This is a genomic window from Streptomyces sp. NPDC104307 (assembly GCF_055584045.1).
The window spans coordinates 36,066-50,207 of sequence record NZ_JBVJMU010000009.1 but is presented as its reverse complement, the minus strand read 5'-3'; the positions used below and the strand labels follow the sequence as shown (position 1 = coordinate 50,207).

At 72.1% G+C, this 14,142-nt stretch carries 13 protein-coding genes; 6 read left to right on the top strand and 7 right to left on the bottom strand.

Translation table 11 applies throughout. From position 1 onward, the window contains the following. Positions 1 to 58 precede the first annotated feature (58 nt). On the top strand, positions 59 to 1,264 hold the full coding sequence (locus ACZ601_RS22805) for an MFS transporter (RefSeq protein ID WP_469540772.1): 1,206 nt from the start codon (positions 59 to 61) through the stop codon (positions 1,262 to 1,264). Here ACZ601_RS22805 and thrS read toward each other — a convergent pair. The 3 genes from thrS to ACZ601_RS22790 all read right to left on the bottom strand — a co-directional run bounded on the left by thrS (position 1,254) and on the right by ACZ601_RS22790 (position 4,321). After that, positions 1,254 to 2,522 (bottom strand): threonine--tRNA ligase, encoded by a 1,269-nt coding sequence (thrS, locus tag ACZ601_RS22800; RefSeq protein ID WP_469540768.1) that lies wholly within the window; start codon positions 2,520 to 2,522, stop codon positions 1,254 to 1,256. The two genes, ACZ601_RS22805 and thrS, sit on opposite strands and share 11 nt — an antisense overlap. Before the next feature lie 174 nt (positions 2,523 to 2,696). Further along, positions 2,697 to 3,404 carry a class F sortase gene (locus ACZ601_RS22795; RefSeq protein WP_469540765.1) on the bottom strand — a complete coding sequence of 236 codons (708 nt, stop codon included), beginning with the start codon at positions 3,402 to 3,404 and terminating at the stop codon, positions 2,697 to 2,699. A 173-nt stretch (positions 3,405 to 3,577) separates the two neighbouring features. Further along, positions 3,578 to 4,321: a hypothetical protein gene (locus ACZ601_RS22790; RefSeq protein ID WP_469540762.1), complete on the bottom strand. Its 744-nt coding sequence runs from the start codon at positions 4,319 to 4,321 to the stop codon at positions 3,578 to 3,580. 406 nt (positions 4,322 to 4,727) lie between these two features. On the opposite strand from ACZ601_RS22790, the gene ACZ601_RS22785 reads away from it, so the two are divergent. Next, positions 4,728 to 6,746: a GTP-binding protein gene (locus tag ACZ601_RS22785; RefSeq protein ID WP_469540759.1), complete on the top strand. Its 2,019-nt coding sequence runs from the start codon at positions 4,728 to 4,730 to the stop codon at positions 6,744 to 6,746. 46 nt (positions 6,747 to 6,792) lie between these two features. Here ACZ601_RS22785 and ACZ601_RS22780 read toward each other — a convergent pair whose 3' ends face one another. Further along, positions 6,793 to 7,632 carry a transglutaminase family protein gene (locus ACZ601_RS22780; RefSeq protein ID WP_469540757.1) on the bottom strand — a complete coding sequence of 280 codons (840 nt, stop codon included), beginning with the start codon at positions 7,630 to 7,632 and terminating at the stop codon, positions 6,793 to 6,795. Positions 7,633 to 7,636: 4 nt separating this feature from the next. Beyond that, positions 7,637 to 8,647 (bottom strand): GNAT family N-acetyltransferase, encoded by a 1,011-nt coding sequence (locus ACZ601_RS22775; protein WP_469540754.1) that lies wholly within the window; start codon positions 8,645 to 8,647, stop codon positions 7,637 to 7,639. A 117-nt stretch (positions 8,648 to 8,764) separates the two neighbouring features. Between ACZ601_RS22775 and fdxA the strand changes: the two genes are divergently transcribed. Continuing rightward, on the top strand, positions 8,765 to 9,085 hold the full coding sequence (gene fdxA / locus ACZ601_RS22770) for a ferredoxin (RefSeq protein ID WP_018956287.1): 321 nt from the start codon (positions 8,765 to 8,767) through the stop codon (positions 9,083 to 9,085). Positions 9,086 to 9,216: 131 nt separating this feature from the next. Beyond that, positions 9,217 to 10,314, top strand: coding sequence for a bifunctional succinyldiaminopimelate transaminase/glutamate-prephenate aminotransferase (locus ACZ601_RS22765; RefSeq protein WP_469540751.1), 1,098 nt, complete (start codon positions 9,217 to 9,219; stop codon positions 10,312 to 10,314). 81 nt (positions 10,315 to 10,395) lie between these two features. Here the strand turns inward: ACZ601_RS22765 and ACZ601_RS22760 are convergent, their stop codons facing one another. Together ACZ601_RS22760 and ACZ601_RS22755 are read right to left on the bottom strand one after the other, a co-directional pair. After that, positions 10,396 to 10,752 (bottom strand): ATP-binding protein, encoded by a 357-nt coding sequence (locus ACZ601_RS22760; protein WP_469540748.1) that lies wholly within the window; start codon positions 10,750 to 10,752, stop codon positions 10,396 to 10,398. A gap of 287 nt (positions 10,753 to 11,039) precedes the next feature. Next, positions 11,040 to 11,990 (bottom strand): VldE C-terminal domain-containing protein, encoded by a 951-nt coding sequence (locus ACZ601_RS22755; RefSeq protein WP_469540745.1) that lies wholly within the window; start codon positions 11,988 to 11,990, stop codon positions 11,040 to 11,042. A gap of 35 nt (positions 11,991 to 12,025) precedes the next feature. On the opposite strand from ACZ601_RS22755, the gene dapE reads away from it, so the two are divergent. Then, on the top strand, positions 12,026 to 13,105 hold the full coding sequence (gene dapE / locus ACZ601_RS22750; RefSeq protein ID WP_469540742.1) for a succinyl-diaminopimelate desuccinylase: 1,080 nt from the start codon (positions 12,026 to 12,028) through the stop codon (positions 13,103 to 13,105). 96 nt (positions 13,106 to 13,201) lie between these two features. After that, on the top strand, positions 13,202 to 13,987 hold the full coding sequence (locus ACZ601_RS22745; RefSeq protein ID WP_390087015.1) for an LOG family protein: 786 nt from the start codon (positions 13,202 to 13,204) through the stop codon (positions 13,985 to 13,987). The last annotated feature ends 155 nt before the right edge of the window (positions 13,988 to 14,142 follow it).

Genomic DNA, 14,142 nt, shown 5'->3' with positions numbered 1-14,142 from the left:
ACGATCGTACGCTCCTGATGTCGTCCTTCCTCGAACCGTCTGCTGAGGCCCCGCTGCCATGGATGCCGCTACGCGCCGCTGGCGTACCGCCCTGTTTCTCTTCATGCTCGCCGCAGGTGTCGGAATGGCGTCCTGGGTGGCCCGCACCCCGGCCGTCCGGGACGGGCTCGACGTCTCCACCGGCTCGATGGGCCTGGTCCTGTTCGGGCTGTCCGTCGGCTCGATGGCCGGTGTCACCTCCTCGGGCCCGCTCGTACGCCGGTACGGCGGCCGGGCGGCGATCGGCATCGGGGCGTCGCTGATCGTCACCGGGCTCCTGGTCGTCGCCGCGGGCACCGGCCTCTCGCTGGCCGCCGGTGTCTTCGGCGGACTCGCCCTGTTCGGCGGCGGGATGGGGCTGGCCGAGGTCGCGTTCAACATCGAGGGCGCGGCCGTCGAGGGCGTCATCGGCCGGCCCGTACTGCCCGTGCTGCACGGCTGCTTCAGCCTCGGCACCGTGGTCGGTGCGCTGCTCGGCATGGGGCTGACCGCGGCCGCGTTCCCCGTCGGGTGGCACCTCACCGTCATCGCGGTGCTCATAGCCGCCGCCGCGGTCCGGGCCGTCCTCGCGATCCCGCACGGCACGGGAAAGGAGGAGGCGGCCGAGACCGCGGGACCGGGCGGACTGCGCGGCCAGTTGGCGGTGTGGCGGGACCGGCGCCTCGTCCTGATCGGGATGATCGTGCTGGCCATGGCCTTCGCGGAGGGCGCCGCGAACGACTGGCTGCCGCTGCTGATGGTGGACGGCTACGAGGTGAGCGCCACCGCCGGGTCCCTGACCTTCCTGGTCTTCGCCTCCTCGATGACCCTCGGCCGCTTCGCGGGCGGCCCCCTCCTGGAGCGCTTCGGCCGGGCCCGGACCGTCCGGATCAGCGCCCTCTGCGCCGCGCTGGGCCTGGCGGTGGTGATCGTCGCGCCGAGCCCGGCCATGGCGGGCGCCGCCACGGTGCTGTGGGGGCTGGGCGCCTCGCTCGGATTCCCGGTCACCGTGTCCGTGGCGGGCGACCACCCGCACGACGCGGCGGCACGGGTCGGCGCCGTCTCCACCGCGGGTTACCTCGCCTTCCTCGTCGGCCCGCCCGGACTCGGCTTCCTCGCCGACCACATCGGACTCCGGCTCGCCATGACCGTCGTCCTCGCGTTCCTGATCGTCGCCGCGACGCTGACCGGGGCGCTCGGCTCAGGCCGGAGCGCCGCGGAGGAGCCGGCCCCGGTCACCCCATAGCGCCGGGCTCCTCGTCCCACAGCGCGGTGCTGTGCGCCGCGACCCGTGCGCCGATCCGGGCGAGCGCCTCCCCGGCCGGCTGCGGGTCGAGCCGGCGCCCGTCGCGCAGGCGCAGCGCGACGCGGTCGTCCGCGGCCTCCGCCGCGCCGATGACCGCCTGGTACGGGACGAGCCTGGCCTCCCGGATACGGGCGCCCAGGCTGCCGCGCTCCCGGCCGCTGACCTCGGCTCGCAGCCCGAGCGCGGTGCAACGGGCGGCGAGCGCCTCGGCGTTCGGGAGTTCGGCGTCCGAGACCGGCAGGATCACGATCTGGGTGGGGGAGAGCCAGCCGGGGAACGCGCCGCCGTGCTGCTCGATGAGGTGGGCGACGGCCCGCTCGACGCTGCCGATGATGCTGCGGTGCACCATGACCGGCCGGTGTTTCGCCCCGTCGGCCCCGATGTAGTGCAGATCGAACCGCTCCGGCTGGTGGAAGTCGATCTGGACGGTGGACAGGGTCGACTCGCGGCCCGCCGGGTCCGCGACCTGGACGTCGATCTTCGGCCCGTAGAACGCGGCCTCGCCCTCGGCCGACTCGTAGGGCAGCCCGGACGAGTCGAGTACCTCGGTCAGCAGAGCGGTGGAGCGCCGCCACATCTCCGGCGCGGCGACGTACTTCCCGCCGGGCCCCGGCAGCGAGAGCCGGAAGCGGACCGGCCGGATGCCGAGTGCCTCGTACGCCCGGCGGATCATGCCGAGCGCGGCCCGCGCCTCCCCGGCGACCTGGTCCAGGGTGCAGAAGATGTGCGCGTCGTTCAACTGGATGGCGCGCACCCGGGTCAGCCCGCCCAGCACGCCGGAGAGCTCGGAGCGGTACATGCCGCCCAGCTCGGCCATCCGCAGCGGCAGCTCGCGGTAACTGTGCGAACGGGAGCGGTAGATCACCGCGTGGTGCGGGCACAGGCTCGGCCGCAGCACCACCTGCTCGCCGCCCAGGTCTATCGGCGGGAACATGTCTTCGCTGTAGTGCGACCAGTGCCCCGAGATCTCGTACAGCTCCCGCTTGCCGAGCACCGGCGAGTACACGTGCCGGTAGCCCGCCAGCCGCTCCGCGCTGCGGATGTACTCCTCCAGGGTGTGCCGCAGCGCCGCGCCGTCGGGCAGCCAGTACGGAAGTCCCGCGCCGATCAGCGGGTCGGTGTCGAACAGTTCCAGCTCGCGGCCGAGCTTGCGGTGGTCGTGCATGGCGGTCTCCTCGCGTGGGGAGGGGCGAGTCACCGCAAGCAGAAGCCCCGGGGCACTCGCCCCGGGGCTTCGGACTGGTCAGCAGTCAGCGCGCCGGGACACTCTCCGGCGTCGTCGTCACAGCGGCACGCTTCATGCGGGGGACGCTAGCAGGGACCCCCGGCGCCCCGCGCGCGGATTTCCGCGCCCCGCGCGTGAGCACGGCGGTCAGCCCTTCTTCGACGAGTCGAGGTGGGCGAACACGACCACGTTGTCCTCGTAGTCCTTGACGGTCCTGTCGTAGTTGCCGCCGCAGGTGATCAGACGCAGCTGGGCGTCCGGGGTGTCGGCGTACACCCGCTTGTCGGGGAACTTCGCCTTGCTGAACGTCTCGACGGTGTCGACCTTGAACGTGGCCACCGTGCCGTCCGTGCGCGTGATGTCGACTGTCGCGCCGGGTTGCAGGAACCGCAGCTGCAGGAAGATCGCGGGCCCGGTCGTCGTGTCCACGTGACCCGCCACGATCGCGGCCCCGCGCTCGCCCGGCGTCACGCCGTCCTTGAACCAGCCGGCCAGGTTCTTGTCGTTCGGAGGAGGGGCGTCGAGCCGGCCGGAGGAGCCGATCGACAGGGGCGTGAACGGCGCGTCCACCGCGATGGCCGGGATCCGCAGCCGCTTCGGCTCGGAGCGGGGCAGGGACGGTCCCGGGTCTGCCGTCTCCGGGGCGGCGGAGGCCGACGCGGGCGCGGGGGCGGCGGGCGCGGCGGCCGCGGGTGGGGCGGGTGGTTTGTCGTCGGGCGCGGAGCCGACCGAGTTGTAGATGAGCAGCATGCCGAGACCGGCCGCCGCGGCGGGCCAGAGCAGGGCGCGGCCGAGGGTGACGGTGTCGGAGGCGGTCCGGGAGGAGGGTGAACCGGGCGACTGCGGGGCGGCCATGGGAACGAGCCTTTCGTCTGCGCGGGACAGCGGTGGCGAGGGTGCGGGAGTGCGGGAGTGCGAGGGACCGGGGGAGTGGAGGCGCGGGGAGCGGGGAAACGAAGGCGCCGCGGCCGCCGCCCGGAGGGACGACGGCCGCGACAGTGGAGCTACCGGCCGGCAGTGCGGTCGGGTCAGGCCATCGCACCGCCCGTCGCCTGGCGGCGACGCAGCTTGTAGGCGCCGACGCCGACGCCACCGAGCAGCAGCAGCGAACCGGCCGCGAGACCACTGCCGGTCATCGCCATCGCGCCACCACCGGTGTGCATGCCGCCGCTGGGCTTGTCCTTCTTCCAGCCCTCGTCGTCCGACTTGCCGTGCTCATCCGACTTGCCGCGCTCGTCCGACTTGCCACCCTCCTCGTCGTTGCCCGGCTGCCACTCCTTGACGACCGTCATCGACAGGGCGCCGCCGCCGGTGTGCATGCCGCCGCGGGGCTTCTCCTTGTCCTCGTCCTTGTACTTGCCGCCCTCGTCGTCGTTGCCGGGCTTCCACTCCTTGGCGACCGTCATCGACAGCGCGCCGCCGCCGGTGTGCACGCCACCGTGCGGCTTGTCCTTCTTCCAGCCCTCGTCGTCCGACTTGCCGTGCTCATCCGACTTGCCGTGCTCATCGGACTTGCCGTGCTCGTCGCGGTCGCCGGCGACCGTCATCGACAGGGCGCCGCCGCCGGTGTGCACGCCACCGTGCGGCTTGTCGTTGTCCTCGTTCTTGTACTTGCCGCCCTCGTCGGACTTGCCGTGCTCCTCGCTCCTGGAGGAGGAGCCGCTGTCGTGACCCCCGTCGTTGGAGACGGCGATGGCGTAGGCGGAGGGAGCGGTGACCGTGAGGACCGCCGTGACGGCGGCCGAAGCGAACAGTGTGCGGGCAGAGCGCATCTGAACACATTTCCTTTCGTCGCGACTGCGAGGAGTGACGGAATGCCGACTCGTAGTGGCGCAGTGGCTACGTGATCCACCGTCAGCCGGAACGCCGGGGCGCGCCATCGGAGAGCGCCGCATTGGAGCTAAGCCATGGGCTCATCGAGTGGCGGAGCACGGATAATCACCCGTTGGACGGCACGCCGCGCCGGGGCGAGGTTTGGACTTTTTCCGGACCGGTCGTCCGCTGACAGTTCCTCACCGTGCCGGAGGCCGGTCCGCGGCCCGGTAATCCGGTTGCACCGTCGTCGGCCCGGCTGCTGTACTCACCGCACAAGCCGACAGAGCCAGGAGACTTCCATGCGCCGATCTCACGTGTTCGTTCAGACGGGAATTCACACCGAAACTGAGAACATGGAGTTCTGTGCACACGCTGAATCTCGGCATTCTGGCGCATGTCGACGCCGGTAAGACAAGCCTGACGGAGCGGCTGCTCCACACCGCGGGAATCATCGACGAGCTGGGCCGCGTCGACGACGGGAACACCCGGACCGATTCCCTCGCGCTCGAACGGCGACGCGGCATCACGATCAAGTCCGCGGTCGTCTCGTTCGATATCGACGACGTCACCGTCAACCTGATCGACACCCCCGGTCACCCGGACTTCATCGCCGAGGTGGAACGGGTGCTGAGCGTGCTCGACGGCGCCGTGCTGGTCATCTCCGCCGTGGAGGGCGTCCAGGCGCAGACCCGCGTACTGATGCGGACGCTCCAGCGGCTGCGCATCCCGACACTCGTCTTCGTGAACAAGACCGACCGCGCCGGAGCCCGGTACGAGCAGGTGCTGCGCGGCATCACGGAGAAGCTCACGCCGAACGCCGTCGCGATGGGCCCGGCCGTCACCGGTCTCGGCACCCGCGACGCGCGCTCCCCGTCCTACGCGGCCGATGACCCCCGGCTCACCGGCCGGCTGACGGACCTGCTGACCGAGCACGACGACGAGCTGCTGACCGCGTACGTGGAGGGTGGCGACAGGCTGGCGCCCGGCAGGCTCCACGAGGAGCTGGCAGCCCAGACCGGGCAGGCACTCGTCCACCCCGTGTACTTCGGCTCGGCCGTGACGGGCGCCGGAATCGCCGCGCTGGCCGACGGGGTCAAGGAACTGCTGCCCGGCGCGCGCGCCGACGCCGACGGGCCGGTCTCCGGCACCGTCTTCAAGGTCGAACGCGGACCGGCGGGCGAGAAGCTCGCATACGTCCGGATGTTCTCCGGCACCGTGCGCACCCGCGACCGGCTGCCGTTCGGGCGCGGACCGGGTGCTGCCCGTGAGGGCAGGGTGACCGGGATCAGCGTCTTCGCAGGGGGTTCGGACGTTCCCCGTCCATCGGTCGGACCGGGGCGCATCGCGAAGCTCCGAGGGCTGGGTGACATCCGGATCGGAGACGCGGTCGGTGTCGCACCGGAAGGGGCCCGGGAACACCATTTCGCCCCGCCCACCCTGGAATCCGTCGTGGTACCGGAAGCGCCCGCCTCCAGGGGCGAACTGCACTTCGCCCTCGCGCAGCTCGCCGAACAGGATCCGCTGATCGATCTGCGGCAGGACGACATCCGTAAGGAGGTCTCCGTGTCGCTCTACGGCGAAGTACAGAAGGAAGTCATCGAGGCGACGCTCGCGGAGGAATTCGGTATCGACGTCACCTTCCGCGAAACCACGACCATCTGTCTGGAACGGCCTTCCGGTACCGGTGCGGCATTCGAGATCATCGCCAAGGACGACAATCCCTTTCTCGCGACGGTCGGCCTGCGCGTCGACCCCGCCCCGGCCGGCAGCGGGGTGGACTACCGGCTGGAGGTGGAGCTCGGCTCCATGCCGTACTCCCTGATGCGGGCGGTCGAGGAGACCGTGTTCGAAACGCTCGGACAGGGCCTGAACGGATGGCAGGTGACCGACTGCACGGTCACCATGACGCACTCCGGCTACTGGCCCCGGCAGAGCCACGCGCACGGCACGTTCGACAAGTCCATGTCGAGCACCGCCGGGGACTTCCGCAGCCTGACCCCGCTGGTCCTGATGACCGCGCTCCAGCGGGCGGGCACCACGGTGTACGAGCCGATGCACCGGTTCAGGCTGGAACTGCCCGCGGACGCGCTCGGCCCGATCCTGCCGGTCCTCGCCCACCTGACGGCCGTACCGGGCCCGCCGTCCCTGGACGGCGCGAACTGCGTACTGGAGGGCGAGATCCCGGCGGCCAGGGTGCATGAACTGCAGCAGCGGCTTCCGTCGCTGACCCGGGGCGAAGGGCTGCTCGAATCCGCGTTCGCCTCGCACCGTGCGGTCGTCGGCTCCGTCCCGAGCCGCTCCCGCACCGACCACAACCCGCTCGACCGGAAGGAGTACCTGCTGCACGCGGCGCTGCGGGGACCGGGCCCGTCCGGCGGCTGACAGCGCGCGGGGCGGACCGCGGCCCCCCGGTTCAGCCGGGGCGACCTCAGTTCAGCCGGGCACGGGCCGCCCGCGCGCTGCGCCGGACCGCCTCCGCGGCCTCCGGCTCGACGTCCGAGACCACGTCCGCGTACTCCTCCAGCTCCGCCGCCCCGCGCAGGAAATCCCCGCTGCGGACCAGCAGCTGGGCCCGTTCGTAGCGCAGCCGGGCCGGGTGCGAAGGCAGCAGGAGGGACAGCTCCACCGCCCACAGCGCCACGTCGGAGCGCTCCGGGCGGGCCGCCGCCCAGGCCCGGATGTTGTTCAGGATCCGCAGCACCGTCTCCAGCGGTCGCGCGGGCACCAGCATCGACGGTTCGAGCGGCTCCCCGGTGGTGCTCGTCACCAGCAGCTCCGCGTCCTGGCCCGAGAGCGGACGGCCGCCGGCGAACGGATCGGCCAGCACCCGCTCCTCCGGATCACCGAAACCGACCACGAAATGGCCCGGCAGCGCCAGGCCGTAGACCGGGGCGCCCGCCCGCCTGGCCACCTCGATCCACACCACGGACAGCAGGATCGGCAACCCGCGCCGGCGCCGCAGCACCTCGTGCAGCAGTGACGACTCAAGGCGCTGGTACTCCGCGGACGAACCCTCGAACCCGTACCGCTCACCGAGCAGTTCAGCGAGTGCCGAGGCCCAGGCCCGGCCGCCGCGCAGCCCGTACGGCAGCAGGCCCGCGAGCCGGTCCAGCTCGATCTGCGCCGCGTCGATACCGTTCGCGTCCAGCTCGGGATCCGCCTCTGCCGCCAGCAGCAGGCAGAGCAGCGCCAGGTCCGGCCGCTCGGTCCGCGCCTCCGCCGCGAACCGGCGGCGGATCTCTTCCCTGTCCTGCCTCCCGGAAGCCATCGCGCTACGCCGGGCCGGAGGGCCGGAAGTGGTGGTACCGGTGATGGGTGGCGAACCCCATCCCGTCGTACAGCGCGCGGGCGCCCTCGTTCTCCGCCTCCACCTGGAGCCACCCGGCCGACGCGCCCTCGTCCATCGCCTGCCGGGCCAGCGCGGACATCACCGCCGTGGCGAGCCCCCTGCGCCGGTGCTCGGGAGCCACCTCGACGGCCATGAACCCGGCCCACCGCCCGTCCACCACACAGCGGCCGATCGCGGCGGGCGCGGCGTCACCGTCGTCGCCCGGCACGGTCGCGAACCATACGGAGGGGCCGCTGCCGAGCACCGCCCGCACCTCCGGGCCTGGGCTCTCGAAGCGCTGGTAGCGGGAGAGCCACGCCGCGTCCACCGCACGGCCCAGCCGCACCCGCGACACCTCGGCCGCCAGATCGCCGATCGGGGCCAGCGCTGCGATCCGCACCTCCGCCGTCACCTCGCGCCGCCACCCGGCGCTCTCCAGCGCCGCGCACAGCTCCTCCTGGGTGCCCTCCGCGCCGGTCGCCGTCTGGACGTACGGCTCCAGCCCCCGGTCCGCGTACCACTGCCGGACCCGGGCGAGCGCGGTGTCGAGCGGAACGCCCGGATCCCCGAGCGGCAGCACGGAGTTGGCGCGCCGGGTGAACCCTGCGGAGGCGCGCAGCAGCCAGTCACCGAGCGGCTCGCTCTCCACCGGCTGCCAGGCGCGGGCGCAGACCCGGGCCAGTTCACCGAAGGAGGCCGCCGGGCCGCGTCGCCGGGGCGGCGCGGCAGCCACGGTCTTGCCCGCCACCAGGGCCGATTCCGTGATGCGGACGGATTCACCGCTCTTGGGTGTGACGGACAGCACACCATCGTTCCACGATGTGAGAACACCAACCGTGTCAGTGAATTTCGGGCCCGCCGGACCCTCCTGGAGCAGGCGCCGGACCGAGACCCGTTTGCCCACGTCAGCCGGTGTGATCCGGATCTCCAGCCGTCCGCCGATGGTGAATTCCACAGCTCTGTTTGCCCCTCCTGTTCGGATCGTGCCCGGGAACGGAGATACTAGGTGCGGGCATCGACGACGCCGCGCTCCCGCGCGAGAGCCAACGCCCTACCGAGGAGGAACGACAGCGTGACCTACGTCATCGCGCAGCCTTGTGTCGACGTAAAGGACAAGGCCTGCATCGAAGAGTGCCCCGTCGACTGTATCTATGAGGGCCAGCGGTCCTTGTACATCCATCCGGACGAGTGCGTCGACTGTGGAGCCTGTGAGCCGGTCTGCCCGGTCGAGGCGATCTTCTACGAGGACGACACCCCGGAGGAGTGGAAGGACTACTACAAGGCGAACGTCGAGTTCTTCGACGACCTCGGGTCGCCGGGTGGGGCTTCCAAGCTGGGTCTGATCGAGCGCGACCACGCGTTCATCGCGGCACTGCCGCCGCAGAACCAGTAACAGCGTCCGGCAGGCCCTGATCCGCTGGACAGGCCCCACGTGCGTCACCCCGGTCCCGTACGGCTCGTCACCGTGCGGGACCGAGGCGTTTCCCGCGCCGCCCGAACCCCCGTACGAGAAAGCAGAGATCCGTGTCCGCAGCAGTCTCCTCCCGCCTCCCCGTCTTCCCCTGGGACAGGCTCGCGCCCTACAAGTCGACGGCCGGGAACCACCCGGACGGCATCGTGGACCTGTCCGTCGGCACCCCCGTCGACCCGGTGCCCGAGCTGATCCAGCGGGCGCTCGTCGCCGCGGCCGACAGCCCCGGCTATCCGACGGTGTGGGGCACGCCCGCGCTGCGTGACGCGCTCACCGGCTGGGTGGAAAGGCGGCTCGGCGCGGTCTCCGTGGCGCACGAGAACGTGCTGCCCGTCGTCGGGTCCAAGGAGCTGGTGGCCTGGCTGCCGACCCAGCTCGGCCTCGGCGCCGGCGACAGGGTCGCCTACCCGCGGCTCGCGTACCCGACCTACGAGGTCGGCGCCAGGCTCTGCGGCGCCGAGCCGGTCGCGTACGACGACCCGACCGAGCTGGACCCGGCCGGGCTCAAGCTGCTCTGGCTCAACTCCCCGTCCAATCCCACCGGAGAGGTGCTGGACAAGGACGAGCTGATCCGGATCGTCGCCTGGGCGCGCGAGCACGACGTGCTGGTCTTCAGCGACGAGTGCTACCTGGAGCTGGGCTGGGAGGCCGAACCGGTCTCGGTGCTCCACCCCGACGTCTGCGGCGGTACGTACGAGGGTGTCGTCGCCGTCCACTCGCTCTCCAAGCGGTCCAACCTCGCGGGCTACCGCGCCGCGTTCATCGCGGGCGATGCGGCGGTGCTCGGCGAGCTGCTGCAGATCCGCAAGCACGGCGGGATGATGACGTCCGCACCGGTCCAGGCCGCCACCGTCGCGGCGCTCGGCGACGACGCGCACGTGGCCGAGCAGCGCGCCCGGTACGCCGCCCGGCGCGCCGCCCTGCGCACCGCCCTGGAGGCCCACGGCTTCCGCATCGAGCACAGCGAGGCGAGCCTCTACCTCTGGGCGACCCGCGACGAGCCGTGCTGGGACACCGTGGCCCACCTGGCGGAGCTGGGCATCCTGGTGGCGCCCGGGGACTTCTACGGGCCGGCCGGCGACCGTTTCGTGCGCGTGGCGCTCACGGCCACGGACGAGCGGGTGGCGGCGGCGGTGAAGCGGCTGGGCTGAGCGCCTGCCGGCTGACACGCGCGAGGGCCTGAGGGGTGCGCACCCCTCAGGCCCTCGCGCGTGTCAGCCGGCAGGTGTGGATCAGCCGAGCGGCAGGCCCTGCGTGGGGAGGCCGCCGAGGCTGCCGGTCGCACCGCCGGTCGCCGCCTTGCCGGCCGTCTCGCCGAGGGTCTTGCTCGCCACCGGAAGCGTGGTCCCGACGACCTTGCCACCGGTCTCGGCGCCCTGCTTGGACACGCCGTCGACCGTCTTGCCGAGACCGGTGCCGTCGACGGCCTTGTCGAGACCAGCGCCGTCGACGCTGGTGAGACCGCTGAGCTCCGGGGCCTGCGGGAGCTCAGCGGCACCGGCCGCGCCGGCCGCACCGACCACGGGGGCCGCACCCGCCGCGATCAGCAGCGCGGTACGGGCGATCCGACGGGTCAGGGGGAGGGACATGATGCTCCTTCGACGGGATGTGGAATCTGTCTGTCCGTGGACCGGACGCCATGACAACCGTCTTGGGGGCGGGGGAGGTTGCGGTGAACCGACGTAAAGAGTCGGCAATGCGTCAGATAATCCGCAACGGAGGAACCCGGGCAAACAATGCCTTCCCCGACCGCGTGATGAACCGTCACTGCCCTTTGAGCACAAGGGAATTGGGCCATCCGAAAGGGTGCACGCGAACCCGTGTGCGGAGGCTCTTACGAGAATGCCCGGACCCCCTGCAAGAGGGACCAGCCGTACTAATGCACGAAGCGCATATGGACCTCAGTGGTGCCCGATTTCCCGCTTTCCGTCCGCCAGCCGGAGCCGGCCTTCCAGAGCTCGCCCGCGTACGCGACCTCGTCGATGCCCAGCACCTCGGACTGCGCCACCGCCCAGTGCGCGAGCTCCCAGCCGTGCTGCGGAACGCCACCCTCCGTGGCCGCGCCGCCAGAGCGCACCGGCACCGAGAGCGACCCCTGGGCCGTCGCGCCCGCCGTGGGGGCCCGGTCGTCCGCCGCGTCGGAGGCGGGCAGCGCGCCCTTGCCGAAGGAACGGGTCAGCGCGGCCCGCACCTTCGTGACGTCGCCCGTCCCGGCGGTGGCGCGCGGCGGCGCACACGTCAGCGCGGCCGGCGTCCGGCCGGTCAGCACGGCCGCCAGCAGCGCGGCGTCCGGCTCGTGCTTCGCGTAAGCCTGCGGGAAACCGCTGCGCTGGACGCGCTGCGCGGCCACCGTCAGCGGCAGCCGCGAGTAGCCCGGGACCTCGGCCAGGCGCTCGTAGAACTTCTCGGCCGAGTAGACCGGGTCCAGGATCTGCTGCCCGGTGCCCCAGCCCTGTGAGGGACGCTGCTGGAACAGCCCGAGGGAGTCCCGGTCGCCATGGTCGATATTGCGCAGCCCGGACTCCTGGAGGGCCGTCGCCAGCGCGATCGTCACCGCCCGCTCCGGCATCCCGCGGGTGGTGCCGACAGCCGAGATCGTCGCGGCGTTCGCGGCCTGTTCCGGACTCAGCCGGTACGTACGCCCCGCACCGGACGAGCCGTCCGCGGAGTGCACGGTGCACTGGTCGGAGCTCTTGCCGCCCGACAGGTACGAGACGGTCAGATAGCCGCCCACGGCCACGAGCACGGCGAAGGCGGCCGCGACGCGGAGCCGGCGGCTGCGGCGGCGGCCGGTGTGTCGGCGGGCAGAGGAGTCGGTCCGGGGCACGGGGCCACCGTACGCGAGGCATTAGGGTCGTAGCCATGGCCGAAAGCACCCTTGACCTCACTCTGGACGGACCCGCGCTCACCGCCCGGCTCGTCGACTTCCCCTCGGTCAGCGGGGAGGAGAAGGACCTCGCCGACGCCATCGAGACGGCGCTGCGGACCCTCCCGCACCTGACCGTGGAGCGGTACGGCAACAACATCGTCGCCAGGACGAATCTGGGCCGCGCCGAGCGCGTCCTGCTCGCCGGGCACATCGACACCGTGCCGATCGCGGACAACGTGCCCTCCCGGCTCGACGCCGACGGGCTCCTGTGGGGCTGCGGGACCTCCGACATGAAGTCCGGCGTCGCCGTTCAGCTGCGGATCGCCGCGACGGTGCCGGAGCCCAACCGCGACCTCACGTTCGTCTTCTACGACAACGAAGAGGTCGCCGCACACCTCAACGGCCTCGGACACATCGCGGACGCCCACCCCGACTGGCTGGCGGCCGACTTCGCCGTCCTCCTGGAGGGCTCCAACGGCGAGGTCGAGGGCGGCTGCCAGGGCACGCTGCGCGTCCTCCTCCGTACGGAGGGGGAGCGGGCGCACTCCGCGCGCAGCTGGATGGGGTCCAACGCCATCCACGGCGCCGCCCCGATCCTCGCCAGGCTCGCCGCGTACGAGCCGCGCAAGCCGGTGATCGACGGGCTGGAGTTCCACGAGGGGCTCAACGCCGTACGCATCGAGGGCGGCGTCGCCAACAACGTCATCCCCGACGCCTGCACCGTCGTCGTCAACTACCGCTACGCCCCCGACCTGAGCGAGGAGGAGGCACTGGCCCACGTCCACGAGGTCTTCGCCGGCTGCGGCGTCGCGGAGTTCGTCGTCGACGACCACTCGGGCGCGGCGATGCCCGGCCTCTCGCACCCCGCGGCCAAGGCGTTCATGGACGCGGTCGGCGGCACCGCCCGGCCCAAGTTCGGCTGGACGGACGTAGCGCGCTTCGGCTCGCTCGGCGTCCCCGCCGTGAACTACGGCCCCGGTGATCCGATCCTCGCCCACAAGCGCGACGAGCACGTCGCGGTCGAGCGGATCACCCACTGCGAGGAGCGGCTCCGCTCCTGGCTCACGACCTGACCTCCGGCATTCCCCTGTCCGTAACCTCCGGCGATCTACGCTGGCGGGAGGCGGGGCGTCGCAGGACGCCTCCGATGTCGGCGGAGGGAGCAGGTCATGGGCAACCCCGAGGATGCGCGGATCCCCGAAGGTGCGGAGATCCCCGAGGGCGCGGTCAGGCCGGAGGAACAGCGACTCGGCCCGGTGCTGCGCCGCAGGGACCAGGTACAGCCCGGCACCACCGACCAGCGGCTGCTGGACTCCGAGGGTGACTCCGAGTGGGTGCACACCGACCCCTGGCGGGTCATGCGCATCCAGTCGGAGTTCGTCGAGGGGTTCGGCGCGCTGGCCGAACTGCCGAGCGCCATCAGCGTCTTCGGCTCGGCCCGGACCCCGGCCGGCTCGCCGGAGTACGAGGCGGGCGTACGGATCGGCAGGGCGCTGGTCGAAGCGGGCTTCGCGGTGATCACCGGGGGCGGACCCGGCGCCATGGAGGCGGCGAACAAGGGAGCGCGCGAGGCGAAGGGGGTCTCGGTCGGCCTGGGCATCGAGCTGCCCTTCGAGTCCGGCCTCAACCCGCACGTCGACATCGGCGTCAACTTCCGCTACTTCTTCGTCCGCAAGACGATGTTCGTGAAGTACGCCCAGGGCTTCGTCGTCCTGCCCGGCGGGCTCGGCACCCTGGACGAGCTCTTCGAGGCGCTGACGCTGGTCCAGACGGGCAAGGTCACCCGCTTCCCGATCGTGCTGTTCGGCACGGCGTACTGGGGCGGTCTGGTCGACTGGCTGCGGGACACGGTGATCGCCCAGGGCAAGGCGTCCGCGAAGGACCTGCTGCTGTTCCACGTCACGGACGACGTGGACGAGGCGGTGAACCTGGTGACGAAGGAGGTCGGCCGGTGACCGGGCGTTCGTTTTTCGGCCCGCCAGGCTGCCTGTGTCCCAGCCCCTCCGGCGTTTGAGGAGCGGGGTGGGCGGGGGGGGCGGGCCCCCCCCCCCCCCCCCCCCCCCCCCCCCCCACCCCCCCCCCCCCCCCCCCCCCCCCCCCCCCCACCCCC